Genomic DNA, 25,667 nt, shown 5'->3' with positions numbered 1-25,667 from the left:
GCGTTCCTTGGCAGAGGCGGTTGTAATGTAACTGTATAACATTGCTATTTCATCACAAGGGTTTTGCCTCTGGCCAGCGGTTTTTCAAGCGGCTTGAGGTTCCCCGGCCACTACACTCGTGTAAGGTGCGCACCTTTCCCACGCTGGAGCACTGGCATGAGCACGGCCCAACACAACGCGCTGCACGGCAAGACCCTGGAGCAGATCCTCACCGAGCTGGTGGCTCACTACCAATGGCAGGGCCTTGCCGAGCGCGTCGACGTGCGCTGCTTCAAGAGCAACCCGACCATCAAGTCGAGCCTGACTTTTCTGCGCAAGACCCCTTGGGCGCGGGAGAAGGTCGAGCAGCTGTACGTGAAGCTGCAGCGCAACGCCTGAGATGCGGCGCCACCCGTGGCTGTGCCTGGCCGCCGTGCTCGGCTGGTTCGGCCTGGCCGTGCAGGTCTACCTGGTATTGCTGGCGCGCTGGCAGGAGCAGGCCAGCCTGATTGGCGGCCTGGTCAACGTGTTCGGCTACTTCACCGTGTTGACCAACACCCTGGTGGCGACGGTGCTGAGTTATGCGGCATTCGGCCGGGAGGGTCGCGCCAGGCGCTTCTTTCTACTGCCGTCGGTGAGTTCTGCTGTAGCGGCCAGTATCGTGCTGGTCGCGCTGGCCTACAGCGTGCTGTTGCGCCACCTGTGGCAGCCCGAGGGCTGGCAGTGGCTGGCGGACGAGTTGCTGCACGATGTGATGCCCGCGCTGTTCGTGGTGTACTGGTGGTTTGCCGTGCCCAAGGGCAGGTTGCGGCTGTGGCACCTGGCGGCCTGGGCGCTGTACCCGGCGCTGTATTTTGCCTATGCACTGTGGCGGGGGAGTGAGATTGGCGTCTATGCCTACCCGTTCATCGACGTGGCGAGCCTCGGGTATGGGCAGGTGATGCTCAATGCGCTGGGGGTGTTGGCAGGGTTCTGGGCGATTGGCCTGGTGCTGCTTGGCCTGGACCGGTGGCGCGGCCGCTCTGTCATGGAACAACCGCTAAATCATTGATTTAGCGGGGTTCTGGTGACTGTCAGGTTGTTTGTACCCGGGCCCATCACGCGTCGTCCGCAGTACCGTCGGCGCGCCAGTAGGCAGCCGCTTTCAGCGCATCTTCCTGCACGCCTTTCTCCAGCAACAAGGCCTTGGCCTGGCGGGTCAGGGCTTTTTCCAGGGCTACCCAACCGTACAGCCTGCCTTGCGGCAAGGTCAGGTTCTTCAACAGCGCCAGCAGGTCTTCTTCCTGGCGCCGTACCCAGATCACGTCCACTTGTGCCTTGCTTGGCAGCGGCTGGCGCTCCTGTTCGTCTTCGATCTGGATCACCGCCAGCACCTGGCGCCCCGCAGGCAGTTCTTCCAGGCGCCGCCCGATTGCAGGAATCGCGGTTTCGTCACCGATCAGCAAGTAGCTGTCGAAGATGTCCGGTACCACCATCGAGGCCCGTGGGCCGGCGATGTTCAGGTACTGGCCCGGTTTAGCCTGGGCGGCCCAGGTGGAGGCAGGGCCATCACCGTGCAGGACGAAGTCGAGGTCCAGCTCATGGCCGACCAGGTCGATGCGCCGTGGGGTGTATTCGCGCATGGTGGGGCGTGCGCCACCGTCGCGGCCCAGATTGCGTGCTTCGATCGCTTGCTGTTGCTCCGGCGTTTCGGCAAACAACAGCTTCACGTGGTCATCAGTGCCGACGCTGGTAAAGCCCGCCAGTTCCGCGCCCCCCAGGGTGATACGGCGCATGCGCGGGGTCAGGTCGGTGACGCGCAGCACCTCGAGGCGGCGTTGGCGTATCTCATGGTTGACGCGGTGAATGGTGTCACTCATGGGGTGTTCTCCGAAACAGGGTTGGCCGGCCCGGAGGCGATGGCCTTGGCAGTGGTGTTGAGCAGGTCGCGGACGCGCTCGATTTCTTCGGGTGTCCAGCGCCCGCTGTGCATGTGCAGGGCATGGCGCAGGTTGCCGACCGCTTCGTGGATCTCGGGTGGGCGGTCGTGGCCGCGCAGGGCGCGCTTGCTGACTTCGATGCGCATGCGCACGCCGTCAAGGGCCACAGCCTGTTCGGCCAGGGCGTTGCGGCCGGCATCGGTGATGACATAGAGGCGTTTGCTGCCCTCGGGCTGGCCGCTGATCAGCTCGGCTTCCTCAAGGAAGTTGAGGGTCGGGTAGATGACGCCGGGGCTTGGGCTGTAGCTGCCGTCGAACTGGTTCTCGATCTGGCGGATCAGGTCGTAACCGTGGCCAGGTTGCTCAGCCAGCAAGGCCAGCATCAGCAGCTTGAGGTCGCCGGGGGCGAATACGCGTGGGCCGCGTTCACCGCGGCCGGGGCGTCGCTCGAAAGGGTCGTGGGGTGAATGTTCGCGCATGATCATGGGCTCCGTCTTGTGCGATATATCTTAAGATATTACTCAAGATATATCTAAAGACAAGCCCTAGATGCAGATGATTATCAACTAAATAGTTGATGGGTTATTCCCATGCATGGCTACCTGGGGCGCTTTGCACTCATTCGGGTTGCCCGGTTGCAGGTATGGCATGAGGATCGGTGCCATGCCCTTGAGCACCTGCACCGGCAATGCCGAGGTGAATTTGAAGGCTTCCGCCGTGCGCCCCGGTACGAATGCGGTCAATGTGCCGAAGTGGTTATCGCCCAGGAAGAACACGAACGTGGCGGTACGGTTCAGCGAACGCGAGCCGATCAAGCGGCCGCCAGCGCCGAAGCTTTCGATGCGGTTGTCGCCGGTCCCGGTCTTGCCGCCCATCACCAGTGGCGTGCCGTCTTGCAGCTTGAAACTGCCGGAAATACGCCGCGCGGTACCCGCGTCTACCACTTGCGACATGGCCCCTTTGAGCGCACGAGCAACCTCCACCGGCAAGATCCGTTGGCCGCGGTCCGGGTCACTCACCAGCTTGGTCTCGTAGGGCGTGTTATCGGCGAAGTGCAGGGTATCGATGCGCAACGTGGGCAGGCGCACGCCGTCGTTCTGGATGATGCCGACCAGCTCGGAGAGGGCGGCCGGGCGGTCGCCCGAGCTGCCGATGGCGGTGGCCAGTGACGGCACCAGATGGTCGAACGGATAGCCCACGCGCTTCCAGCGTTGGTGGATGTCGAGGAACGCTTCGATCTCGACCATGGTGCGGATGCGGCTGTCGCGGGCGCCCTGGTGACGGCTCTTGAACAACCAGCCGTACACCTCCTGGCGTTCGAAGCGGCTGGCATTGACCATTTCGGTCAGCGTCGAGCTTGGGTGTTTGAGCAGGTAGCCGAGCAGCCACAGGTCGAGGGGGTGGACCTTAGCGATGTAACCCTGGTCGGGCAAGTCGTACTTGCCTGGGCCGTAGGCGTCGTACATTTCCGACAGGCGACCGTCGGTGAGTTTGCCCAGGGCGATCTTGTCGTCCTTGCTGTGGGCGCGCACAAACCCATTGAAGGTTTCCTGGCCGGCTTCGGGGAACAGGTAACGGTGCACTGCCGCCAGGCGCTGTGGGGTCACGCGCATGCTGTCGAGGAAGGTGTCCAGGCGCTGCTGTGAGGTCTTGCGCTGGTACTTCTTCCAGAACCGCATCAGGTAGTTGGTGCCTTCCTTGTCGGCAAAGCGGGCCAGGTATTCCTGGCGGCGTGGGTCGGCGTCGTCCTTGAGCAGCGGTACCCGGTTGAACGGCTGCTGGTAGGTCACATAACGCACCACGTCGCGCATCAGCCGGATGAACGGCAGGTTGATCGACTCGCGCAGGGCAATCTTCAGGGTCGGGTTGCGGCCGTTGTCTTCCTTGCGGAAGTTGTTGAACACGTGCATGCCCCCCCCGGTGAAGAAGGCTTCGCCGGTATTGGCCGAATACTTGCGTTCCAGGGCGGCGTCGAGCATCGCATCGAGGTTCTGGTTTTTGCTGTTTTGCATCAGCCATTCCAGCGACCACTGGGTGAGGCGGTCCAGTTCGGCCACCTCGACCTTTTTCAGCTCGGCAGCAGGTTTGCCGGCGTACTTGTCGTGCAACTCCGCAATGATCTCAAGGTAGGTGGTGAGCACCCGCAGTTTGGCGGTAGAACCCAACTCCAGCTTGCTGCCTTCGTTGATGTCGAAGGGCTGGTCGGTGCTGTCCGTCTGCACCCGCACCCGCGAGCCGTCTTCGGTGCGCTCGAACAGCGTGAAGCTGTAGCGCACCTGGTCGGTGGTCTTGGCGGTCAGCAGGCGCTCGCCGATCAGCCCGATCTGTGCCGCAAACTCGGGGTCGGAGAGGTTTTTCAGGTACTGGCTTACTTGCATCTGCAGGTCGGCCTGCAAGGTGCTGGTGGCCGACAGGTCGAGGCGGTCGAGGTCGTACAGCGGGCGGTTGAGCATGGCCGCCAGGCGATTACGGGCCAGGCTGATGCCTTTGTTGGTGATGATCGGAACGATGGTCGGTTGCGCCACCCAGTCGCGATACACCGCCTTGCTGGCCAGCGCCGCGTCGGCCAGCGGCTGGTCGATGACTTGGTTGGCGGCGAGTACGCGAACATGCGAGTCGGTGAGTTCGGCCAGTTCGACCCGGCCTTTGGACAGGTAATGCGAGGGGCGGCGCTGGGCGATCATCAACGACAGCACCTGGCGCAGGGCCAGGCCACGCGCGGCCAGGCTTTCAGGGTCTTGGGCGGTCGAGGTCAGGGCCTGGTTGACCTGGTCGAAATCGGCGCCGTACCACACCCGCAGGCCCTCAGCCATGCCATGCACTTCGCCGTGGCCCGGCACTGCCGAAAGCGGCACGCTGTTGAGGTAGTCGCGCACGATGCGCTGGCGCGCCTCGGTGGTGTCCGGGCCGCCTTGATAGGCGCGCACGCTGGCAGAAATCATCTGGCGAATCTTCTCGGCGCCAGAAACGGTCAGGCCATCCGGTGAGTGGCGGTACTTCTCAAGCTGCGTTGCCAAAGTACTGCCGCCAGCCGACTGGCCGGGCAGGGCAAAGTACTTGGCCACTTGGCTGTAGGCCGCCTTGGCGAAGCGCGGCCAGTCGACCGCAGGGTTGTTGCGCGGGTCCTTGCTGTCGAGCAGGTCGCGGTTTTCTATGAACAATAGGCTGTTGACGATCACCGGCGGGATCGCCGCAAAGTTCGGGTACAGGTGTTGCGGGTAGTTGTATTGGTAGAGCGTGTCGCCACGGCAGTCGGTGATCGACAGGCCGGCCTGGATCTTCTCGATATAGGGGGCGAACAGGCCGTGATCGACGTAGTTCATCAACGCGGGGGAGAACTTCACCTGTTCGCTGATCAGGTAGTCGCGCTTGAGCAACCGCGGCAGGAATTCGCCTAGCGCGCTGTAGCCCAGGCGTTTGTCGAAGGGGCCTTCACCGGGGTAGACGATGGCATCGCTGGGCCCTGGCTGCAGCGAATAGGTCAGGGTGGTGGCCAGTTTGCTGAATTCCCGCGATTGCAGATTGGAGGTGCGGAATTCGTCATAGGCGGCAAAGCCGAGGGCGATGATGGCCACCAGCAGGATGAGGATGATCAGCCGCCACCAGAGCCGACGCTGACGTGGGGACTTTACAGGTGGCGTCTCGGCCGGAGGGGTTGCGGGTGCTTCCGTTCTGGTTGGTTCCGATTGCCACAGTGCGCCCATAGTCTTCAATCCGGCCAGGTATTTTCGTCTTGCTTGTCTGAAGCTTAGACGTTGACCGGGTTAGGTGAAAAATTTGTAAGAGGGCGAGAAAAGTGGCGTAGGGATATGCGGCTTTGGTGTGGGTTTCGGGGGGAGGCGATGTTGTTAAGGTGGCTACAGGATTTTTACGGCGGCTTCGCAGCCCTTGTCGCGACTCAAGGCCGCGCCCGCAGGGGCGAGATTTCTCGCCGAATTTCCCCGTTTATACAGTGAAAATCCCTACAGGGAGCTTCCTATACTGCTCGCCCCCTTCGCCCTGCCGGACGCTCTACGCCGGCACACGGGCCGGCCCACGAGGCCAGCCCGGCAAGTCTACGTCCCGCCTATCGGCGCGGCCGGTGCTGCACGAAGGTCAAATCCAATAACAAAATGAGGTTGTATTGCTATGCCCGTCGGCAACCACCCTGCCCACGCCGAGACCGCTCAGGGCGGCCCTCTGAAGCGTGAACTTGGCGAACGGCACATCCGTCTGATGGCGCTGGGCGCCTGTATCGGTGTCGGTCTTTTCCTCGGTTCGGCCAAAGCCATCGAAATGGCCGGCCCAGCCATCATGCTGTCCTACATCATTGGTGGCCTGGCCATCCTGGTGATCATGCGTGCCCTCGGCGAGATGGCCGTGCACAACCCCGTTGCCGGCTCGTTCAGCCGCTATGCCCAGGATTACCTCGGCCCGTTGGCGGGCTTTCTCACCGGCTGGAACTATTGGTTCCTGTGGCTGGTGACCTGCGTGGCGGAAATCACCGCCGTGGCCATCTACATGGGCATCTGGTTCCCCGACGTCCCCCGCTGGATCTGGGCCTTGGCGGCGCTGGGCAGCATGGGCGCGGTCAACCTGGTGGCGGTCAAGGCGTTCGGTGAGTTCGAGTTCTGGTTCGCCCTGATCAAGATCGTCACCATCATTGCCATGGTCCTGGGCGGTATCGGCATCATTGCCTTCGGCCTGGGCAACGACGGCGTGGCCATGGGTATCTCCAACCTGTGGAGCAATGGCGGTTTCATGCCCAACGGCGTGACCGGCGTGCTGATGTCGCTGCAGATGGTGATGTTCGCCTACCTGGGCGTGGAAATGATCGGCCTGACCGCCGGCGAGGCACGCAACCCGCAAAAAACCATTCCGCAGGCCATCGGTTCGGTGTTCTGGCGCATCCTGCTGTTCTACGTAGGGGCGTTGTTCGTGATCCTGTCGATCTACCCGTGGAACGAGATCGGCAGCCAGGGCAGCCCGTTCGTCATGACCTTCGAACGCCTTGGTATCAAGACCGCTGCCGGCATCATCAACTTCGTGGTCATCACTGCAGCACTGTCGTCGTGCAACGGCGGTATCTTCAGCACCGGTCGCATGCTGTACAGCCTGGCGCAGAATGGCCAGGCCCCGGCCACCTTTGCCCGCACCTCGAAAAACGGCGTGCCGCGCAATGCGCTGCTGCTGTCGATCGGCGCGCTGCTGCTGGGCGTGCTGGCCAACTACCTGGTGCCGGAAAAGGTCTTTGTCTGGGTGACGTCGATCGCCACCTTCGGCGCGATCTGGACTTGGGTGATGATCCTGCTGGCGCAGCTGAAGTTCCGCGCCGGGCTCACCACTGCCGAGCGCAAGGCGCTGAAATACCGCATGTGGCTGTGGCCACTGAGCTCCTACCTGGCACTGGCCTTCCTGGTGCTGGTGGTAGGGCTGATGGCGTACTTCGAAGACACCCGCGTGGCGCTGTATATCGGCCCGGCGTTCCTGGTGTTGCTGACCGCCTTGTACTACACCTTCCGCCTGGCGCCGAAACAGCCGCAGGGCATCGTCAGCCCAGCGTCCTGACGAGGCCGGGGGCCGCCTTCGGGCGGCCCTTTCAGCTACAGCCCTTCTGGGTCATTGCTCGTCAACTGGCATTTTTGTCAGTAGAACGCCCTAGATTTATTGCCTAACGTGGCGTTCAGGCCAGGCAAGGAAGGGCATCTGTGACCATGCGATGCAGAGCACCCGCGTTTTTCAAGTACGTGATCGTCGGTATCTTCAATACCGCCATCCACGTGGCAGTGTTCACTGCCATGCAACTGTTTGCCGGTACTGACCAGGCGATCAGTAACCTCACTGCCTTCTTCACAGCGTTGTCGTTCTCTTTTCTGGCCAACTCCCGATATACCTTCAAGGTGCGTATTTCGCTCTTGCGGTATCTGGTGTTCGTGGCCGGTATGGGCAGCCTCAGCCTGACGCTGGGGGCTATCGCTGACAATCAGCAGTGGCGGCCGGTTGTCACTGTCACGTTGTACTCAGCCATGAGTCTGCTGCTGGGTTTCCTGGTGTCGCGGTGGATCTTCACGGAGCAGCGCAAATGGTTATTTCGCTGATCGTCCCGATATTCGATGAAGAACTGGCAATCCGCCCATTCTATGACGCGGTGCGCCGTGCGCTGCACGGGGAACCGGCGAGGGTCGAGGTGATCTTCGTCAATGATGGCAGCCAGGACGGCAGTGAACAGCAGGTTCGTCAGCTGATTGCGGGTGACCCGGATGTCATGCTGGTCGACCTCTCACGTAACTTTGGCAAGGAAGCGGCACTCCTCGCCGGGCTGGAAATGGCCCGTGGCGATGCAGTTATCCCTATCGATGTCGACCTGCAGGATCCGGTAGAGGTCATACCCCTGTTGATCGAGCAGTGGCGAGCCGGTTTTGAAGTGGTGCTTGCCAAGCGCCGGGACCGTTCCAGTGACAGCTACTTGAAGCGATTAACGGCCGGAGGCTTCTACTTTTTGCTCAAGCGGATATCGCAGATACACATTGAAGAGAACGTCGGTGACTTCCGGCTGCTCGACCGCAAAGTCGTGGACGTGATCAAGTCGATGCCTGAACAACAGCTGTTCATGAAAGGCATGCTGTCCTGGGCGGGGTTCAGCACCACGGTGGTTGAATATGAGCGCGCTGCACGGGCTCAGGGCGGTAGCCGTTTCAACGCCTGGAAGTTATGGAATCTGGCATTGGACGGCATCACCTCGTTCAGCACTGTACCGTTGCGGCTGTGGACCTATGTGGGCGGGACTATCGCCTTCACAGCGTTGGTTTACGCAGCGGTGCTGGTCGCTGACAAGCTGATCTTTGGCAACCCTGTCCCAGGCTATCCCTCGCTGATGACGGCCATCTTGTTTCTCGGTGGCGTGCAGTTGATCGGGATCGGAGTCTTGGGTGAATACATTGGCCGTATCTACATGGAATCCAAGCATCGCCCTCGTTATGTCGTCAGGGGCAAGGTCGGGTGTGACCCGGCGCAATCAGGGCGGGTGTTGATCAAGGAGAGATAATGGCCGTTTCGCTACGCTGGCAAGAGACCCGTGCAAAAGCTTGCGTGGTCGTGGCAATTTTGCTGATGAGTGCTGCCTTGCGCTTTCATCAGGTGACGACGCGCACTATCTGGCTGGATGAGGCATTCAGTGTCTTACTCAGCCGCCTGTCGCCTGAGCAGATACTGTTTCATACCGCCCGGGACGTCCATCCGCCCCTGTATTACTTGATTCTGCATTACTGGATGCAGTGGTTTGGCAGCGATGCGCTGGCGGTGCGTAGTTTGAGCGTTTGCGCGGGCGTCGCTTCGGTAGGCATGGGTATGTTGCTGACAAGGCACCTGGCGTCTTGGCGTGCCGCAATGATTGCTGGCCTCTTGTTGGCATTCTTTCCCATGGCCATACGTTTTAGCCAGGAAGCCCGAATGTACGCGTTGCTGAGTCTGCTGCTGCTGTCGGCGATCTACATGCTTTGGCAGTGGGTATCCAGGCAAAAAAACCTCTACCTGGTTGCCTACAGCCTACTCATGGTCGCCGCGTTGTACACCCACTACTTTGCAGCCTTGTGCGCATTGGCCAATTGGGTCTACCTGTCAGTGACTAGGGATTCACATGGCAAGCGACTTGTGTTGGCTCGTGCCTGGTGGGTGGGGCATGTGGGAATCGTCTTGGCCTATCTGCCTTGGCTGCCCATCTTGTATCGTCAACTGCATCACCGTGAGTTGGTGGCCTGGATTGTTCACTATCCGGCTTCCCTCTTGAGCATGCCGCGATCGTTCTGGAATGCGTTTACCCAATGTGAGGAGGCTGCCTATGCAGACGTCTTGTCTGTGTTGCTGTCCATTTTTCTCGTGCTTGCTTCGCTACGGGTATTGCGCCATGTCTCGACGCGTGGGCAGCCGAATGTATTGCTATTGAGTTATTGCTTTGTTCCCATCCTTGTCGTCTGGCTGGTCTCCTATGCCATGCCGTTATTCATCAACCGTTATCTGCTTTTCTCCCTCATGGGGCTGCCGTTGCTGGTAGCGGTCGCCGCTGATACGTGGCCGAGGCGAACGTTACTGGCATCGGTTGCTGGCTGTCTGTTCATCGAACTTGCAGGGCTGGCCTATGCCTACAATTACCAGGCCAAGCCGGGGGGTGATCTGGGTACGGTGATGGCACATGTTAATAAGTACTGGCGCTCAGGGGATGCTTTGTTAGGCGATCGCAAAAGGCACTACCTCTCGATCGAGTACTACAATGCCACGGGACGCCCGGCATTTCTCTATACCCAGATTGAACCTGATGCGACCGGTAAGGCGGCGACCACCTACGGTACCTTGACGTTGTTTTATCAACGCTCGGATGAGCTTTACGTAACAACGCCACAGAGACTGGCGAACCACTTCAAACGTCTCTGGCTGGTGACTGAACCTTCGTCTGCTTACACGCCGCGTATGCCCCTCGACGGGTGGGTGAAAGTTGATGAAATCGTCGAGGGCTCGTTCAAGGCATTGTTGTTTGCAGTGCCAGAACAAGCCAATCGCTGAACCGTGAGCCGCCTCAGGCCGCTTGTGGCTCGAAACTGTCGGCCCGCGCCATCTGCCACATCCGCGAATAGAACTGCCCATCCACCTCACCGGTCAGCAACTCCCCCGGTTTGAGGAACACATGCATCTGCGAGAACAGCTTGATCTCAGTGGCCGATACCCGTCGCACCAAGTGCTTGGCTTCCAGCTGTGCCGGGTGTTCCAGGCCGGCCGCAGCGAGCATTTCGGCCAGGGCGCGCAGGGTGTTGTGGTGGAAGTTCAGTACCCGCTGGGCCTTGTCCGGCACCACCAGTGCGCGCTGGCGCAACGGGTCCTGAGTGGCCACACCGGTCGGGCACTTGTTGGTATGGCAGCTCTGCGACTGGATGCAACCAATCGCGAACATGAAGCCACGCGCTGCGTTGGCCCAGTCGGCGCCGATGGCCAATACGCTGGCGATGTCGAAAGCACTGACGATCTTGCCACTGGCACCGAGCTTGATCTTGTCGCGCAGGTTCAGGCCGACCAAGGTGTTATGCACGAACAGCAAGCCTTCGCGCAGCGGCACGCCGATATGGTCGGTGAACTCCACTGGCGCCGCGCCAGTGCCCCCTTCCTTGCCGTCGACGACGATGAAATCGGGGAGGATGCCAGTTTCCAGCATGGCCTTGGCGATGCCCATGAACTCCCATGGGTGGCCCAGGCAGAACTTGAAGCCCACCGGCTTGCCGCCGGACAGCTCGCGCAACTGGGCAATGAACTGCATCATTTCAATCGGCGTCGAGAAGGCGCTGTGGCGCGACGGCGAAATGCAGTCCTCGCCCATGAGGATGCCGCGGGTTTCGGCAATTTCCTGGGTCACCTTGTGCTTGGGCAGGATGCCGCCGTGGCCGGGCTTGGCGCCTTGGCTCATCTTGATTTCGATCATCCGTACCTGGGGGGTACGTGCCTGGGCGGCGAAGCGTTCCGGGTCGAACCGCCCGTCTGCGGTACGGCAGCCAAAGTAGCCGCTGCCCAGCTCCCACACCAGGTCGCCACCGTGTTCGCGGTGGTAGGGGCTGATGCTGCCTTCGCCGGTGTCATGGGCGAAGTTGCCCAGCTTGGCGCCTTCGTTCAGGGCGCGGATGGCGTTGGCGCTGAGTGAACCGAAACTCATCGCCGAAATGTTGAAGATCGACGCCGAATACGGCTGGCTGCACTGCGGCCCGCCGACGACGATGCGAAAACCCGCAGGGTCGGTCAGCGGTGCCGGGCGCATGGAGTGGCCGATGAATTCGAAGCCGGACTGGTAAACGTCGATCAGGGTGCCGAAGGGTTTGTCCGAGGCTTCGTTCTTGGCCCGGGCATACACCAGCGAGCGCTGAGCGCGGGAGAAGGGCAGGGCGTCGCTGTCGGCTTCGAGCAGGTACTGGCGGATTTCCGGGCGAATGCCCTCGACCAGGTAGCGGATGTTGCCGAGGATCGGGTAGTTGCGGCGTACTGCGTGGCGCTTTTGCAGCAGGTCGAACACGCCGATCAGGCTGAGTACGGCAGTGGTCAGGGTGAAGGGCCACAACCACTCGTGGTGGGTGAACGGCAGGCTCGCCAGGGTGAACAGTACACAGGCGGCGAAGAAGGCGTAGCGGCTGAGAAGTGACAGGCTCATACGGGGTCCTTGCGATGGCGCGGTCAGGCTCAGGGGCCTGGGGCAAACCCCGACCATAGCCCGGTTGGGCGGTAGTGAAAATGAAAATCGGGGTATCGAAAATCATTCGCACAACGGGCTGGTTGCTCAGTCGTGCTGCTTGAGTAACAGGCGGTGGCGCCAGGCTTGCTGTTCTTCCAACGACGCGTCGATGAGAAATTGGTATCGCCCGGCAACCCGCATCGCTACGGGTACCCCATCGCGGTACAGCAACCGATTGCCGCTCACTGCCGGTACCTTGGCCCCCGGCAGTAGCGAGCCCACCAGGTTCAGCGGGTCGCTGGCACTGACCATCACCAGGGCGCCCTCCGGCTCACGCCGTCGCACTTGCCGCAACAGGCCTACCGCCTCCGGCAAGGCGAACTGCTCGCCGGCCAACCCGGCGATAAACCGCCCGCCACGAATTTCGCCGCGGGCTTCCAGCCGGTGATAACAGCGCAGCAACGCTCGCCACGGGGGCAGCACATCGCTCTCGCGTTCCAGCAGGCGCCAGCAGATCACCCCGTAGCGACGCAGCAGGGTGCGGGCAATGTGTTCCAGGCGCTGGTCTTCGTTCAGGTTGGCGGTACCGCGCCGCAACAACGCCCAGCGCCCGGCGTGGGCCATGCTGTTCGAAAACGGCGCATGGCCGCGGCGGCTGTGGCGTGGCGCGCGTTTGGCCGCTGGTGTGATCAGGCTGCGCAGGCCGGTGAAGCTGTCGGCGCCGGCCAGGCCTGAGCCCACCAGTTCCTGCAGTGCCGTTTCCAGCTCACTGGGCAACAGGTGCGCCTCTTTGGCCAGTTCATCGAAGAACAGCGCACCTTCCGTTTTCAGCGCTTCATGCACACGTTGCGCGCGCGGGCCTAGCGCCTCGGGGGAAGGGGCTGGCGCGAGGCTGCGCCAGGTATTGAGCTGGTCCCGGGGCAACAACACCAGCGGGGTGCTAGCCAACGTGCTGCTCGACTGCGTCGCTGCCAGGCGGCTCCAGGCGAACTGCCCGCTGCGGCACGCGTCGTCGAGCCAGTGCGGGCTGTAGTCCTTGATCCGCACAGGCAACAGCTCGGCTTCCCAGGCACCCGCAGCACTCGGAAACCCCTGCAGTTGACCCAGTACCTCGGCCACCGCCTGCGGCCCGCGCAGGCGTTCGTCTGCGGCCAGGTGCTGCCAATCGAACAGAAAGCGCATGAAGTCCTGCAGGCTGACCGGTTCTATCTCCCGGCGCAGGCGTTTGACCGTGTAGCGGTGGATGCGCGCCAGCAAGTGGCGCTCGCACCACTGCAGGTCGTGTGCACCTGGGCTGAAATGGCCGCGCAGCACATAGCCTTCGCTTTCCAGGCGAGCCAGAGCCTGCTCGATGTCCGGCAGGGGTTTGCCCAGGGGGCTGGCGATCTGCGCCAAGGTCTGCGGGCCGTAACCTCCCAGGCGGGCGCGCAGCAGCTCGCTCAGCGCAGTGTCGGGGTCGATGGCCTGATCAAAGCCGGGCAGCAGGTTCAAGGCCGGCTCTGTGGCTGCACCTGGATACAGCGCCTGCAGCAGGTTCAGGCGCTCACGGGCCAGCCAGAGCTGTTGATCGGGCAGGTGCAAGGCTCGGCCTGCCTTGGCCAGTTGCCGAAGCAACAGGGCCCAACTGGGGTTGGCCTGGGCTTCATGCTGGGTGATGGCGCCCAGGCTCATCAACGCCTCGTGCATCTCATCGGCGTTGACCGGTTGCGGCCAGGCCTCGTCTTCCACGGCGCGGATGGCGTCGGCATCCAGCGCGCCCAGATCATCGCCACTGCGCACGTCGCTCCAGCGTCGGTTGAGTACCGCCTGGGTTCGGCGTTCTTCCAGCGGTGCATCGTCCAGAAACGCGTAGGGCCTGGCGTTGAGGATGGCCGAGGCCAGCGGTGACGGTGCCGGCAGGTCGCGGCTGATCATTCGCACCTCGCCGCTCTCCATACGCCGCAGCAGGGCCAGCCAGCCTTCGCTGTCCATGGCCTCGTGCAGGCAGTCGTCGAGGGTCTGCTCGACCAGCGGATGATCGGGGATCTGCCGTTCGCCGACGATGTTTTCCAGGCAGGCGATCTGGTCGGGGAACACCGACGCAATCAGGTCTTCGCTTTTCATCCGCTGGATCTGCGGGGCCACCTTGCGCCCACCAACGAAGCGCGGCAAGGCCATGGCCACGGCAGCGTTCCAGCGCCAGCGCACACCGAACAGCGGCGCGTCGAGCAGGGCCTGGATGAGGACCTGTTCGGCATTGCGGCTGGTCAGGTAGCGCCACACCTCGTCCAGGGCGAAACTGTGGCTGGTGGACAACGACAGCACGATGGCATCTTCGCTGGCCGCCGCTTGCAGCTCGAAATTGAACGTGCGGCAGAAGCGCTTGCGCAGGGCCAGGCCCCAGGCGCGGTTGATACGGCTGCCATAGGGCGAGTGGATGATCAGTTGGGTGCCGCCGGACTCGTCGAAGAAGCGCTCCATGATCAGCGTCTGTTGCGAGGGCAGGGCGCCCAGTACTTCCCGCGTGCGCCCCAGGTAATCGAGCAACTGGCTGGCGCTGTCTTCGCCCAGTTCGAAGCTGCGCCGCAGCCATTGCACCACCGCCGCGCTATCTGCACCCGGCAACCCCAGCCGCTCGTCGATGCGTGCCTGCAAGCGGGCGACCGCCGCTGACAGCTCATCGCTGCGCCCTGGTGCTTCACCCAGCCAGAACGGAATGGTCGGCGGCAGGCCATGGGCGTCCTCGATCCGCACGCGGCCAGGTTCGACCCGCAGGATCCGGTACGAGGCATTGCCCAACTGGAAAATATCGCCGGCAATGCTTTCTACCGCGAAGTCTTCGTTGACGCTGCCGATGCTCAGCGCCTGGGGTTCGAGCAGCACGGCGTAGTCGGCGGTCTCGGGGATGGTGCCGCCACTGGTCAAGGCCGTCAGCTGGCTGCCGCGACGGCCGCGCAAGGTGCCGCTCACCGCGTCGCGGTGCAGGTAGGCGCTACGGATGCCTTGGCGGCCGTTGTAGCCCTCGGCAAGCATGCTCAGCAGCGCCTGGTAATGCTGCACGTCGAGTTCGGCGTAGGGCGTTGCCTGGCGCAGGCAGTCGAACAGCGCCTGCTCCTGCCACGGCTGGTTGCTGGCTTCGGCGACGATTTGCTGGGCCAGTACATCCAGGGGGGCCTTGGCGATGTGCAGCTGGTCGAGCTCGCCTCGGCGCACACAGTCGAGCAGGGCCGTGCATTCGATCAGGTCGTCCCGCGAGGTCGGGAACAGCCGGCCTTTGGGAATGCCCTCGACCTGGTGGCCCGAGCGGCCGACACGTTGCAAAAAGGCCGCGATCGAACCTGGCGAGGCGATCTGGCAGACCAGGTCGACATCGCCGATATCGATGCCCAGCTCCAGCGAAGCCGTGGCCACCAGCACCTGCAACTGGCCCTGCTTCAGGCGCTGTTCGGCGTTCAGGCGCAGCTCCTTGGCCAGGCTACCGTGGTGCGCGGCCACGGCTTCTTTGCCCAGGCGGTCGCTGAGGTGGCGGGTCAGGCGTTCGGCCAGGCGCCGGGTGTTGACGAATACCAACGTCGTGCGGTGTTCGCGGGCCAGGGTTGCCAGGCGGTCGTAGACCAGGTTCCACACGTCGGTGGCCATCACCGCACCCAGGGGCACGGGTGGTACTTCCAGGGCCAGGTCGCGCGTGCGTGCGTGGCCGATGTCGACGATCGCACAGGGGCGCTGATGACCCACCAGAAACTGCGCCACGCGCTCCACCGGCCGCTGGGTGGCGGACAGGCCGATGCGCCGCAAGGGCCGTTCGGCGAGGGCTTGCAGGCGCTCAAGGGTCAGCGCCAGATGGGCGCCGCGTTTGTTGCCGGCCAGGGCGTGAATCTCATCGACGATCACCGTGTGCACATTGGCAAGGCCGGCACGGCCCGAGGCCGAGCCCATCAGCACATAGAGTGACTCCGGCGTGGTCACCAGGATGTGCGGGGCGAGCTTGCGCATGGCTGCACGTTCTTTCTGCGGTGTGTCGCCAGTGCGCACGGCGGTGGTGATACGGGGCGCTTCAAGGCCCTGGTCTTCGAGCGCCTGGCTGATGCCTTCGAGCGGGGCCTGCAGGTTCAGGCGAATATCGTTGGACAGGGCCTTGAGCGGCGAGACGTAGACCACCTGCGTCTGTGCGGGCAGTTCGCCGCCGTGTTCAAGGCCTTGGCGGAACAGCTCATCGAGCACCGCGAGGAAGGCGCTCAAGGTCTTGCCCGAACCGGTCGGCGCGGCCAGCAGCATCGACTGACCGGCGTGAATCAATGGCCAGGCACGGGCCTGGGCGTCGGTGACCGTGGCGAAATGGCGACGGAACCAGGTGCCGACGGCGGGGTGGAACAGTGCGAGCACCGGGTGCTGTTGGGCGGGCAGGTTCATGTGTTGGTTATGGAGGGTCGGCGGCGGGTTGGCAAGGGGCCGTTCGTCTGTGCATGGGGGAGGCTACCTGTGCTTGTCTGGCCATGAGCCCCATGGGATGCTCTCTGGCTTTGCCTGTGAGCCCATCCCATGACCAAGACCATCCGCATTGCCGCCGCCCTGCTGATCGACCCCCAGGGCCGCACCCTGCTGGTCCGCAAACGCGGCACCCGGGCCTTCATGCAGCCTGGGGGCAAGATCGATGCAGGGGAGACAGCGGTGGCCGCACTGGTGCGCGAACTGCACGAGGAATTGGGCCTGCGCATCGACCCTGCACAGGCCATCCCCCTGGGCCGCTTCAGCGCCCCGGCGGCCAACGAGCCAGGTCATGAGGTACAGGCCGAGCTGTTTCGGGTCGACAGCGCCGAGGCCGTGGTGCCAGCGGCGGAAATCGAAGAAGTGGTCTGGCTGGCCGCCGACCAGGCGCCCACTCTTGAGCTGGCGCCATTGACCCGCGACTTGATCCTGCCGCTCTACCGCAAAGCGGTCAGCGTACCGCGCTGACCCCGTCGAGGGTGGCGAACGAGGTGTCCTTGGCGGTCAACAGGAAGTCGCGCATGTACGGTGCGTCGAGCATGTCGGTGCGCACGGCCGCATAAAGCGTGGCGAACAGGCCCTTTTCGCCCAGGCGCTTGCCCTTCACATAACCGCGCGAGCTGTACTCGTGCAGCGCCCAGTGCGGCATGCCGCACACCCCGCGGCCGCTGGCGACCAGTTGCATCATCATCACGGTCAGCTCGGAGGTGCGCACGGCGGCCGGTTCGATGTCGGCCGGCTCCAGGAAGCGGGTAAAGATATCCAGGCGGTCGCGTTCCACCGGGTAGGTAATCAAGGTCTGGTCGAGCAGGTCCTGCGGCACGATGTAAGGCTTGCTGGCCAGCGGATGCTGGTTGGCGACGGCAATCATGGCTTCGTAGGTGAACAGTGGTACATAGGTGATACCGGCCAGGTCCAGCGGGTCGGAGGTGACCACCAGGTCCAGGTCACCCCGGGCCAGGGCTGGCAGCGGGGCGAAGGCGAACCCTGAGGCCAGGTCCAGCTCCACTTCCGGCCAGGCATCGCGGAACTGGTCGATGGTCGGCATCAGCCATTGGAAGCAGCTATGGCATTCGATGGCCATGTGCAGGCGCCCGGCGGTGCCGCCGGCCAGGCGGGCGATGTCACGTTCGGCGCCGCGCAGCAGCGGCAAGGTGGCATCGGCCAGTTGCAGCAGGCGCAGCCCGGCGCTGGTAAAGCGGATCGGCTTGGTCTTGCGCACGAACAGCGGCAGGCCAAGGCGCTCTTCGAGCTCCTTGAACTGGTGCGACAGGGCTGACTGCGTCAGGTGCAGGCGCTCGGCGGCCTCCACCAGGCTGTCGGACTCGCGCAGGGCATGAAGGGTTTTCAGGTGGCGAATTTCAAGCACAACGACTTTCCATTGGGAATACGGGAGGAAACGGGGTAGTCGTTGAGTCTGGCTCAAGTTGGCCTGGCTGTCATCAGGGTTTACGTGTGTTGCCACACTGACCGCCTGGCGAGGTTCACGAAATTGTCATTGAACTGTGGCAGCGCGCTTGAATGATTTTCATCAGACTCGCGTTCTACTGGGGATCTGCATTCTGGTGTTTCTTTCATGCGGGCTTTTCTGCTGTTTTTGTTCCTTCTTGTCAGCGTGCCGGCTAGCTTCGCCGAGCAGCGCTGCGACGTTCACGTGGCGGCTCAGCGGGCGGAGCTGGGCAACCTGAGCCTGGTCTACCAGAGCGTGGGTGCGCCTCGAGACCCGGCACTGCTGCTGGTCATGGGCCTGGGCGGGCAACTGATCCACTGGCCGGACGACGTGGTCGAAGCTTTGTGCCGCCAGGGTTTTCGGGTCATTCGCTATGACAACCGCGATGTTGGCCTGTCACGCTGGAACCAACTGCCCCCTTCGGCCAATCTGACTGTCGAGCTGCTGCGCTACAAGCTGGGTTTGCCAGTCGCCGCGCCGTATACGCTGACCGACATGGCCGGGGATGGGCTGCGCCTGATGGACTCACTGGGCATAGACCAATTCCATGTGCTGGGTGTCAGCATGGGGGGGATGATCGCGCAGCACCTGGCGGCGATGGCGCCGGAGCGGGTGCGCAGCTTGACGCTGGTGATGTCCAGCTCGGGGGCCGCAGGGTTGCCCGCGCCAGATCCGGCCCTGGTGCAGTTGCTGGCCCGGCGCAGTGCGCCGAACCGCGAGGTGGCCATCGAACAGCAGGCTGATTTGCTGGCAGCACTGGGCAGCCCCGAGGTGCACGATGACCGTGCGGCGCTGATGCAGCAGGCGGCCGTGGCCTATGACCGGGCGTTCAACCCTGAGGGCGCCAAGCGCCAGATCATGGCGATCCTTGCCGAACCGAGCCGGGTAGCGCTGCTCAACCAGTTGCGCGTGCCGACCCTTGTGGTGCACGGCACGGCCGACCCCTTGTTGCCGGTGATGCATGGGGTGCACCTGGCAGCGCATATCCAGGGTAGCCAGTTGCGCTTGATACCGGGGTTGGCGCACCGCTTCCAGGAGCCGTTCAAGGCGCCGTTGCTGGGGGCGGTGCTGCCTTACCTGCAGTCACACCGGCAGGACGCGACGCATATCGCAGGCCTTTGAGAGCGGTTTTGTCCGCGAAGAGGGCGATGCCGATCTTTCAGCCCAGCCCGTACTTTTTCACTTTGTCGAACAGCGTGGTCTTGGCCATGCCCAGTTCCTGGCTAGCCTGGCTGAGGTTGCCGCCGGTGCGCTGCAGGGCATCGCTGAGCAGGTTGCGCTCGAAGGCCTCCACGGCCTCGGAAAAGCCCAGGCCCTGGCTGGCGCCACCACTCGGGCCTTTCTTGAACGCCGGCAGGCCCAAGGCATAACGCTCGGCCACGTTGCGCAGTTCGCGCACGTTGCCGGGCCAGTCATGGGCCATCAGCCGCGACAGGGTCTGGCTGTCCAAGGTCGGCGTTTCGCGGTCGAAGCGCAGGGCCGATTGCTGCAGGAAGTGTTCGAACAGTTGCAGGATGTCTTCGCGGCGTTCGCGCAGTGGCGGTAGTTCCAGCGTCACCACGTTCAGCCGGTAGTACAGGTCGCTGCGAAACTGCCCGTTCTGGCCCATGGCATCGAGGTCGGCCTTGGTCGCGGCAATCACCCGGCAATCCACTGCAATGCTCTGGTTCGAGCCCAGCCGTTCCAGGGTGCGCTCCTGCAACACCCGCAGCAGTTTGATCTGCAGGTTTATCGGCATGCTTTCGACTTCGTCGAGGAACAGCGTGCCGCCGTTGGCGTGTTCGATCTTGCCGATTCGGCGTTTGCCCGCACCGGTGAAGGCGTTGGCTTCGTGGCCGAAGATCTCGCTTTCGAACAGGTTCTCGGGCAGGCCCCCGCAGTTCAGGGCCACGAAGGGCTGGCCCTGGCGGCGGCTGAAGTCGTGCAGGCAGCGGGCGACCAGTTCCTTGCCGGTGCCGGTCTCGCCTTCGATCAGCACGTTGGCCGAGGTGTCGGCCACATTGGCGATCAACTCGCGCAGCTGCTCCATGGCGGCCGAGCGGCCAATGATGCGACCCTCCAGGCTGCTCTGTTCGGCCAATTGGCGGCGCAGGGCCACCACTTCGCGGGAAAGGCCGCGATGTTCGAGGGCGCGGCGCACCACATCGACCAGGCGCTCAGGCGAGAAGGGTTTCTCCATGAAGTCATAGGCGCCATTGCGCATGGCGCCGACCGCCATGTCGATGTCGCCATGGCCGGTGATCAGCACCACGGGCAGGCTGCGGTCGCGGGCTTTGAGGCGGTTGAGCAGTTCGAGGCCGTCGATGCCCGGCAAGCGGATATCGCTGACGACGATGCCGGCGAAGTCGTCGCTGATGCGTTCCAGGGCCTGTTCGGCGCTGCCGACCCCTTCACAGGCGATGTCTTCCAGCGCCAGCGCCTGCTGGCAGCCGAGCAGCACATGCGGGTCGTCTTCGACGATCAGGACGGTAAGAGGCGCTTGGTTCATGGGTGCTCCGCCGGTTCGCTAGGGGGGGATACCAGAGGCAGGGCCAGGACAAAGGCCGTGCCGCCACTGGCGGGGTGCTCGACGTTCAGGCTGCCCTTGGCGGCGGCGGCAAGGCTCGCCGACAAGGTCAGGCCCAGGCCCAGGCCATGTTCGCCGGGTTTGGTGGTGAAGAAGGGTTCGAACAGGTGCTTGCGCGCCTCGGCGTCGATGCCATGGCCATTGTCGCGCACGCGCAGGCGATATTTGTCGCCCTGCAGCTCGCCTTCCAGCCACAGCTCTGGCAAGGGCTGGGTGGCCATGGCGTCGAGGGCATTGCCGATCAGGTTGACCAGGATCTGCTCCAGGCGGGTCTGGTCAATGGCCAGTTGCTGGTCTTCGAACTGATGGTGCAACTGCAAGTGGCAGCCACTGATACGGTTGGCCAGCACCTGCAATGAGGCGTCCACTGCCTTGGCCAGCGACGCCTGGCCACTGTCGTCGCCACGACGGGCGAACGAACGCAGGCTGGCGGTGATACGGCCCATGCGATCGATCAGGTCGTTCATGGTGCGCAGGTTGGTGCTGGCCGTTTCCAGTGCGCCGCGTTCGAGGAAGCGCACGGTGTTGCCCGACAAGGTGCGCAACGCGGCCAAGGGCTGGTTGAGTTCGTGGGCGATGCTGGTGGACATCTGCCCGATGGCGGCCAGCTTGCCTGCCTGGACCAGCTCGTCCTGGGCGTGGCGCAGGGTTTGCTCGGCATGCCGGCGCTCGCGGATCTGCCCCTTGAGCCGTTCATTGCTGGCGCGCAGGTCGGCGGTGCGCTCGGTGATACGCCGTTCGAGCTGGCTGTTGGCTTCCTGCAGTGCCTCGCGGGCGGCCAGGCGGGTGGCGATGACCTTGCGCCGCTCATTCCAGGCGATACCCAGAATCGCCAGCAGGGCGAATGCCACCCCAACCAGGATGCCCTGCACCATGGATTCACGGCGCAAGTCCTGCAGCGGGGTCAGCAGGGTGAAGTGCCACGGGGTATCCACCAGGCGCCGGGTTTGTGCCAGGTAGGCCACTTCATGGGCCTTGCCCTGAACCGTTTCGCTGTTGGCCGGGAAGGTCAGCTTCTCGACGCCATCGGCCAGGGTTTCCCGCGCCAATGGTTGCAGCTCGTTCAACGGCCACCAGTAATACTGCAGGCTGCGCGCCAGGCGCTCCTTGATTTGCGGGGTCAGCGGGCGCACCGATTTCAGGCGCCGGGCCGGGTCGCTGGAGAGGATGATGATGCCGTTTTCGTCACTGACGAAAGCCTCCAGGCGGGCCCGTTGCCAGCGCTCCTCAAGGGTGTCCAGGCGCACCTTGATCACCGCCACGCCAATGATCTTTCCGTGTTCTTCCAGCCCGTGGGCCAGGTAGTAGCCAGCCTCGCCGGTGGTGCTGCCGATGCCGTAGAAGCGCCCGGGTTCGCCGCGCACGGCCGTCTGGAAATAGGCTCGGAACGACAGGTCTTCACCGAGGAACGAATCGGCATCGCGCCAGTTGCTGGTGGCCTGCACCCGGCCATTGGTGTCGAGGACGAAGATCGCCCGGCTGCGGCTGCGCCGATTCAAACCTTCGAGGTATTCGTTGACGGCCTGGCGGGAGCCGCCGTCAGGGTCGGTGAGCAGGTGCGAGACGCTGTCTTCAAGCTCCAGCAAGCTGGGCAGGTAGGTGTACTTGCTGATCTCGCTTTCGACCGTACGCGCGTGCAGCTCCAGCTGACGTTCACCGTTTTCGCTCAAGGTGCGGATGCCGTTGCTCTCGCTGACCAGGTAACCGGCCAGCCCCAAGCCGACCATCAGCAGGATGATCAAAGGCGGCAACAGCAATTGGCGGATCAGGCGGGAATTCACGGCAGGCTTGGCAGGGAGCAGTAGCGAAGGGTCGCATTTCATCACAGTGGCCTTGTCACGACCAGCATCCGCTGCCCGGAGGGGGAGAGCAGCGGAGCTGGAGGCCGACTTAGTGTTGCAGGATCTTGCTCAGGAAGTGCTGGGTGCGTTGGTCGCGGGCGCTCTGGTCACCGAAGAACTCCTCTTTGGTGCAGTCTTCGATGATGCTGCCCTTGTCCATGAAGATGACCCGATTGGCGACCTTGCGGGCAAAGCCCATCTCGTGGGTCACGCACATCATGGTCATGCCTTCGTGGGCCAGTTGCACCATCACATCCAGCACCTCGCTGACCATTTCCGGGTCCAGTGCCGAGGTCGGTTCGTCGAACAGCATGACGATCGGGTCCATCGCCAGGGCGCGGGCGATCGCCACACGCTGCTGCTGGCCGCCGGAGAGCTGGCCGGGGTGCTTCTTGGCATGGGCGCTGAGGCCGACGCGTTCGAGCAGGGCCAGGCCCTTCTTGGTGGCTTCCGCCTCGCTGCGGCCAAGTACCTTGCGCTGGGCGATGGTCAGGTTCTCGGTGATGGTCAGGTGCGGGAACAGCTCGAAGTGCTGGAACACCATGCCGACCCGCGAACGCAGCTTGGGCAGGTTGGTCTTCGGGTCGGCAATCGAGGTGCCATCGACCACCACGTCGCCTTTCTGGAACGGTTCCAGGGCGTTGACGCACTTGATCAGGGTGGACTTGCCCGAGCCCGACGGGCCGCACACTACCACCACTTCACCTTTCTTGACGTCGGTGCTGCAGTCGGTCAGTACCTGGAAGTCGCCGTACCACTTGTTGACGTTCTTGATGGAAATCATACGGTGATCCTTTTTTGCAGGCGCTTGACCAGCCACGAAGCGGAGAAGCTGATGATGAAGTAGACAACCCCGGCGAAGATCAGGAACTCATGGGAGCGCCCGATGATGTCGCCGTTGGAGCGTGCCGAGTTGAGGAAGTCGACCAGGCCCACGGTATACACCAGCGAGGTGTCCTGGAACAGGATGATGCTCTGCTGCAGCAGCAGCGGGGTCATCTTGCGGAAGGCCTGGGGCAGGATGATCAGGCGCATGGTCTGGGCGTAATTCATGCCCAGTGCTTGAGCGGCACCCATCTGCCCTTTGGAAATCGACTGCACGCCGGCGCGGACGATTTCGCAGAAGTACGCCGCCTCGAACATCATGAACGCGACGACGCAGGAGGTGAACGCACCGACGGGGGTATCTTCGCCGGTGATCCAGCGCAGCACGAACGGCACCGCCAGGTAGAACCAGGTGATCACCAGCAGCAGCGGGATCGAGCGGAAGTAGTTGACGTAGGCACCCGCCACACGCGACAGCAGCTTGCTCGACGACAGGCGCATCAATGCCAACAGGGTGCCGAGCGCGATGCCGCCGACCACGCCCATGACCATCAATTGCAGGGTCATGACCATGCCGCCCCACAGGGCAGGCAGGGCCGGGATGATTTCGCTGAAATCCATGTCCATTTACTTGCCCCCCACGGAAATCAGGCCAGGCACGGCAACTTTCTTCTCGACCAGGCGCATGAGTAGCATCAGGCCCATGTTCAGGGTGAAGTAGATCAGCGTGGCCAGGGTGAATGCCTCGAACAGGTTGGCGGAAAATTCTGCCGTCTGTTTGGTCTGTGCCAGCAGCTCCATCAGGCCGATCAGCGAGGCCACCGAGGAGTTCTTGAACACGTTGAGAAACTCGGAGGTGAGCGGCGGAATGATGATCCGGTACGCTTGCGGCAGCAGCACGTTGGTGTAGATCTGCGGCAGGCTGAAGCCCATGGCACGGGCAGCGGCCTCTTGGCCGCGGGGCAGCGCCTGGATACCGGTCCGCACCTGTTCGCAGACTCGCGCGGCGGTGAACAGGCCCAGGCAGACAACCACGCTGATCAGCGCCGAGGTGGTCGGGTTGAGGTCCTGCTTGAACCATTCCTGCAGGCCCTCGGGCAGCAGGTCTGGTACCAGGAAGTACCAGATGAACAATTGCACCAGCAGCGGTACGTTACGGAACAGCTCCACGTAGGCGGTGGCGATGCCCGATATAAGGCGGTTAGGCACGGTACGCATGACGCCGAGTACCGACCCCAGCAGCAGTGCGATGATCCAGGCGGTGATGGCGATGGCGATGGTCCAGCCCAGGCCGGTGATGTACCAGTCCAGATAGGTTTCGCTGCCCACGCCGGTGGACTTGAAGAACACGCCCCAGTCCCAGTTGTAATTCATCGGGATTTCCCCTCAGACGGTTGTTTCACGGGCACCTTCGAGCATCCGGGGGCGCTCGGCGCCCTCGGATGAAAGGTTAGACACTAATGAGTGGCCTGCAGAATAGATTCGTGCGCTTGCGCACCAGGCCACTATCTGAGGATCAGGACTTCTTCTCGTCCGCGGCCTTGTCGGTCGGCTCGGCGATCAGTTTCTTCAGTTCGTCGCTCATCTGGAACTGCAGGTTCAGGCCTTTTGGCGGGATCGGTTGCATGAACCACTTGTCGTAGCTCTTGTTGACTTCACCCGATTTGAAGTAGCCCACGATGGCGTCGTCGACCGCTTTCTTGAACGCAGCGTCTTCCTTGCGCACCATGCAGCCGTAGATTTCGTACGACTGTGGAGTACCGGTGATGACCCAATCCGCAGGTTTACGCGCCTTGGCCATTTCACCGGCCAGCAGGGCGTCGTCCATCATGAAGGCCACGGCGCGGCCGCTTTCAAGCATGTTGAAGGCTTCACCGTGGTCCTTGGCGGAAATCACGTTCATCTTCATCTGCTTGTCGGCGTTCATCGCCTTGAGGATGCGCTCGGAGGTGGTACCGGCGGTGGTCACCACGTTCTTGCCGGCCAGGTCCGGGAAGTCTTTATAGGATGGCTGACCGTCCTTGACCTTGGTCAGCAGACGGGTACCGACTTCAAAGATGCCGACCGAGAAACCGACCTGCTGCTGGCGCTCGACGTTGTTGGTGGTGGAGCCGCATTCCAGGTCGACGGTGCCGTTCTGCACCAGAGGAATACGGGTCTGGGAGGTGACGAGGTTGTACTTGACCTTGATGTCGGTGCCCAGCTGCTTCTTCAGCGCTTCGACCACAGCGAGCTGGATGTCGTGGGAGTAGCCGACGGGCGTGGTGCTGCCTGCCAGGTAGGAAAATGGAATGGATGAGTCACGGTGCCCCAGTGTGATGGTGCCCGAGTCCTTGATCTTCTTCAGGGTGCCGGTCAGCTCCTCGGCCATGACAGGCGAAGCGATGACTGCAGCCGCGATGGCGGCGCCCAGCAATTGACGAACGATACGCATCAAATTTTC

The 25,667-nt window shown here is 62.9% G+C and carries 20 protein-coding genes; 8 read left to right on the top strand and 12 right to left on the bottom strand.

All coding sequences use genetic code 11. From position 1 onward, the window contains the following. Nucleotides 1-156: 156 nt before the first annotated feature. Together LOY26_RS21195 and LOY26_RS21190 are read left to right on the top strand one after the other, a co-directional pair. Nucleotides 157-378, top strand: a complete 222-nt coding sequence (locus tag LOY26_RS21195; protein ID WP_095064225.1) for a VF530 family DNA-binding protein — start codon at nucleotides 157-159, stop codon at nucleotides 376-378. Nucleotide 379: 1 nt separating this feature from the next. Further along, nucleotides 380-1,030, top strand: coding sequence for a Pr6Pr family membrane protein (locus LOY26_RS21190; protein WP_186656675.1), 651 nt, complete (start codon nucleotides 380-382; stop codon nucleotides 1,028-1,030). A 46-nt stretch (nucleotides 1,031-1,076) separates the two neighbouring features. Here LOY26_RS21190 and LOY26_RS21185 read toward each other — a convergent pair whose 3' ends face one another. The 3 genes from LOY26_RS21185 to LOY26_RS21175 all read right to left on the bottom strand — a co-directional run bounded on the left by LOY26_RS21185 (nucleotide 1,077) and on the right by LOY26_RS21175 (nucleotide 5,602). After that, entirely contained in the window at nucleotides 1,077-1,838 is a 762-nt protein-coding gene (locus tag LOY26_RS21185; RefSeq protein WP_186656676.1) for a siderophore-interacting protein, read from the bottom strand. Beyond that, complete coding sequence (locus tag LOY26_RS21180; RefSeq protein ID WP_258714067.1) at nucleotides 1,835-2,377, bottom strand: PadR family transcriptional regulator; 543 nt, start codon at nucleotides 2,375-2,377, stop codon at nucleotides 1,835-1,837. The genes LOY26_RS21185 and LOY26_RS21180 overlap by 4 nt, the downstream gene beginning before the upstream one ends. A gap of 87 nt (nucleotides 2,378-2,464) precedes the next feature. Further along, entirely contained in the window at nucleotides 2,465-5,602 is a 3,138-nt protein-coding gene (locus LOY26_RS21175; protein ID WP_186656677.1) for a biosynthetic peptidoglycan transglycosylase, read from the bottom strand. Between the two features lie 424 nt (nucleotides 5,603-6,026). Between LOY26_RS21175 and LOY26_RS21170 the strand changes: the two genes are divergently transcribed. The 4 genes from LOY26_RS21170 to LOY26_RS21155 all read left to right on the top strand — a co-directional run bounded on the left by LOY26_RS21170 (nucleotide 6,027) and on the right by LOY26_RS21155 (nucleotide 10,433). After that, nucleotides 6,027-7,445, top strand: a complete 1,419-nt coding sequence (locus tag LOY26_RS21170) for an amino acid permease (RefSeq protein ID WP_033702692.1) — start codon at nucleotides 6,027-6,029, stop codon at nucleotides 7,443-7,445. Between the two features lie 146 nt (nucleotides 7,446-7,591). Beyond that, nucleotides 7,592-7,975: a GtrA family protein gene (locus tag LOY26_RS21165; RefSeq protein ID WP_258714922.1), complete on the top strand. Its 384-nt coding sequence runs from the start codon at nucleotides 7,592-7,594 to the stop codon at nucleotides 7,973-7,975. Continuing rightward, nucleotides 7,960-8,922 carry a glycosyltransferase family 2 protein gene (locus tag LOY26_RS21160; RefSeq protein WP_186656681.1) on the top strand — a complete coding sequence of 321 codons (963 nt, stop codon included), beginning with the start codon at nucleotides 7,960-7,962 and terminating at the stop codon, nucleotides 8,920-8,922. Before LOY26_RS21165 ends, LOY26_RS21160 begins: the two co-directional genes overlap by 16 nt. Further along, nucleotides 8,922-10,433, top strand: coding sequence for a glycosyltransferase family 39 protein (locus LOY26_RS21155; RefSeq protein ID WP_258714066.1), 1,512 nt, complete (start codon nucleotides 8,922-8,924; stop codon nucleotides 10,431-10,433). Before LOY26_RS21160 ends, LOY26_RS21155 begins: the two co-directional genes overlap by 1 nt. 13 nt (nucleotides 10,434-10,446) lie before the next feature. Here the strand turns inward: LOY26_RS21155 and LOY26_RS21150 are convergent, their stop codons facing one another. Both LOY26_RS21150 and LOY26_RS21145 read right to left on the bottom strand, forming a co-directional pair. Beyond that, entirely contained in the window at nucleotides 10,447-12,057 is a 1,611-nt protein-coding gene (locus tag LOY26_RS21150; protein WP_033702690.1) for an FMN-binding glutamate synthase family protein, read from the bottom strand. Nucleotides 12,058-12,183: 126 nt separating this feature from the next. Then, on the bottom strand, nucleotides 12,184-16,467 hold the full coding sequence (locus tag LOY26_RS21145) for a DEAD/DEAH box helicase (protein WP_258714065.1): 4,284 nt from the start codon (nucleotides 16,465-16,467) through the stop codon (nucleotides 12,184-12,186). 129 nt (nucleotides 16,468-16,596) lie between these two features. Between LOY26_RS21145 and LOY26_RS21140 the strand changes: the two genes are divergently transcribed. Then, nucleotides 16,597-17,010 carry an NUDIX domain-containing protein gene (locus LOY26_RS21140; protein WP_186656693.1) on the top strand — a complete coding sequence of 138 codons (414 nt, stop codon included), beginning with the start codon at nucleotides 16,597-16,599 and terminating at the stop codon, nucleotides 17,008-17,010. Here the strand turns inward: LOY26_RS21140 and metR are convergent. Then, nucleotides 16,994-17,911 carry a transcriptional regulator MetR gene (metR, locus tag LOY26_RS21135; protein ID WP_033702687.1) on the bottom strand — a complete coding sequence of 306 codons (918 nt, stop codon included), beginning with the start codon at nucleotides 17,909-17,911 and terminating at the stop codon, nucleotides 16,994-16,996. The two genes, LOY26_RS21140 and metR, sit on opposite strands and share 17 nt — an antisense overlap. 207 nt (nucleotides 17,912-18,118) lie before the next feature. Between metR and LOY26_RS21130 the strand changes: the two genes are divergently transcribed. Beyond that, nucleotides 18,119-19,114: an alpha/beta fold hydrolase gene (locus tag LOY26_RS21130; protein WP_258714064.1), complete on the top strand. Its 996-nt coding sequence runs from the start codon at nucleotides 18,119-18,121 to the stop codon at nucleotides 19,112-19,114. Between the two features lie 37 nt (nucleotides 19,115-19,151). On the opposite strand, the gene LOY26_RS21125 is transcribed toward LOY26_RS21130, so the two are convergent. From LOY26_RS21125 to LOY26_RS21100, 6 genes are all read right to left on the bottom strand, one after another. Continuing rightward, complete coding sequence (locus tag LOY26_RS21125; protein ID WP_033702685.1) at nucleotides 19,152-20,480, bottom strand: sigma-54 dependent transcriptional regulator; 1,329 nt, start codon at nucleotides 20,478-20,480, stop codon at nucleotides 19,152-19,154. After that, nucleotides 20,477-22,381 carry an ATP-binding protein gene (locus LOY26_RS21120; RefSeq protein ID WP_156310215.1) on the bottom strand — a complete coding sequence of 635 codons (1,905 nt, stop codon included), beginning with the start codon at nucleotides 22,379-22,381 and terminating at the stop codon, nucleotides 20,477-20,479. The genes LOY26_RS21125 and LOY26_RS21120 overlap by 4 nt, the downstream gene beginning before the upstream one ends. A gap of 67 nt (nucleotides 22,382-22,448) precedes the next feature. Further along, nucleotides 22,449-23,183 carry an amino acid ABC transporter ATP-binding protein gene (locus LOY26_RS21115; protein WP_047583640.1) on the bottom strand — a complete coding sequence of 245 codons (735 nt, stop codon included), beginning with the start codon at nucleotides 23,181-23,183 and terminating at the stop codon, nucleotides 22,449-22,451. Beyond that, nucleotides 23,180-23,851 carry an amino acid ABC transporter permease gene (locus tag LOY26_RS21110; RefSeq protein ID WP_033702682.1) on the bottom strand — a complete coding sequence of 224 codons (672 nt, stop codon included), beginning with the start codon at nucleotides 23,849-23,851 and terminating at the stop codon, nucleotides 23,180-23,182. Before LOY26_RS21110 ends, LOY26_RS21115 begins: the two co-directional genes overlap by 4 nt. After that, nucleotides 23,852-24,598: an amino acid ABC transporter permease gene (locus tag LOY26_RS21105; protein WP_047583641.1), complete on the bottom strand. Its 747-nt coding sequence runs from the start codon at nucleotides 24,596-24,598 to the stop codon at nucleotides 23,852-23,854. Between the two features lie 142 nt (nucleotides 24,599-24,740). Next, nucleotides 24,741-25,658: a glutamate/aspartate ABC transporter substrate-binding protein gene (locus tag LOY26_RS21100; RefSeq protein ID WP_033702990.1), complete on the bottom strand. Its 918-nt coding sequence runs from the start codon at nucleotides 25,656-25,658 to the stop codon at nucleotides 24,741-24,743. Nucleotides 25,659-25,667: the final 9 nt, after the last annotated feature.

The organism is Pseudomonas sp. B21-047 (assembly GCF_024748775.1).
Lineage (GTDB): Bacteria > Pseudomonadota > Gammaproteobacteria > Pseudomonadales > Pseudomonadaceae > Aquipseudomonas > Aquipseudomonas capeferrum.
Note: the sequence above shows the minus strand (reverse complement) of the source record. Positions and strands in the feature narration are given on the sequence as shown.

Bases quoted from the DNA above. Each gene is read 5' to 3' on its own strand.
- LOY26_RS21115 (WP_047583640.1), bottom strand. From the start codon at position 23,183: ATGATTTCCATCAAGAACGTCAACAAGTGGTACGGCGACTTCCAGGTA.
- LOY26_RS21130 (WP_258714064.1), top strand. From the start codon at position 18,119: ATGCGGGCTTTTCTGCTGTTTTTGTTCCTTCTTGTCAGCGTGCCGGCT.
- LOY26_RS21155 (WP_258714066.1), top strand. From the start codon at position 8,922: ATGGCCGTTTCGCTACGCTGGCAAGAGACCCGTGCAAAAGCTTGCGTG.
- LOY26_RS21105 (WP_047583641.1), bottom strand. From the start codon at position 24,598: ATGAATTACAACTGGGACTGGGGCGTGTTCTTCAAGTCCACCGGCGTG.
- LOY26_RS21185 (WP_186656676.1), bottom strand. From the start codon at position 1,838: ATGAGTGACACCATTCACCGCGTCAACCATGAGATACGCCAACGCCGC.
- LOY26_RS21110 (WP_033702682.1), bottom strand. From the start codon at position 23,851: ATGGACATGGATTTCAGCGAAATCATCCCGGCCCTGCCTGCCCTGTGG.
- LOY26_RS21170 (WP_033702692.1), top strand. From the start codon at position 6,027: ATGCCCGTCGGCAACCACCCTGCCCACGCCGAGACCGCTCAGGGCGGC.
- LOY26_RS21165 (WP_258714922.1), top strand. From the start codon at position 7,592: ATGCGATGCAGAGCACCCGCGTTTTTCAAGTACGTGATCGTCGGTATC.
- LOY26_RS21125 (WP_033702685.1), bottom strand. From the start codon at position 20,480: ATGAACCAAGCGCCTCTTACCGTCCTGATCGTCGAAGACGACCCGCAT.
- LOY26_RS21160 (WP_186656681.1), top strand. From the start codon at position 7,960: ATGGTTATTTCGCTGATCGTCCCGATATTCGATGAAGAACTGGCAATC.
- LOY26_RS21175 (WP_186656677.1), bottom strand. From the start codon at position 5,602: ATGGGCGCACTGTGGCAATCGGAACCAACCAGAACGGAAGCACCCGCA.
- LOY26_RS21150 (WP_033702690.1), bottom strand. From the start codon at position 12,057: ATGAGCCTGTCACTTCTCAGCCGCTACGCCTTCTTCGCCGCCTGTGTA.
- LOY26_RS21195 (WP_095064225.1), top strand. From the start codon at position 157: ATGAGCACGGCCCAACACAACGCGCTGCACGGCAAGACCCTGGAGCAG.
- LOY26_RS21120 (WP_156310215.1), bottom strand. From the start codon at position 22,381: ATGAAATGCGACCCTTCGCTACTGCTCCCTGCCAAGCCTGCCGTGAAT.
- LOY26_RS21180 (WP_258714067.1), bottom strand. From the start codon at position 2,377: ATGCGCGAACATTCACCCCACGACCCTTTCGAGCGACGCCCCGGCCGC.
- LOY26_RS21140 (WP_186656693.1), top strand. From the start codon at position 16,597: ATGACCAAGACCATCCGCATTGCCGCCGCCCTGCTGATCGACCCCCAG.
- LOY26_RS21100 (WP_033702990.1), bottom strand. From the start codon at position 25,658: ATGCGTATCGTTCGTCAATTGCTGGGCGCCGCCATCGCGGCTGCAGTC.
- LOY26_RS21145 (WP_258714065.1), bottom strand. From the start codon at position 16,467: ATGAACCTGCCCGCCCAACAGCACCCGGTGCTCGCACTGTTCCACCCC.
- LOY26_RS21190 (WP_186656675.1), top strand. From the start codon at position 380: ATGCGGCGCCACCCGTGGCTGTGCCTGGCCGCCGTGCTCGGCTGGTTC.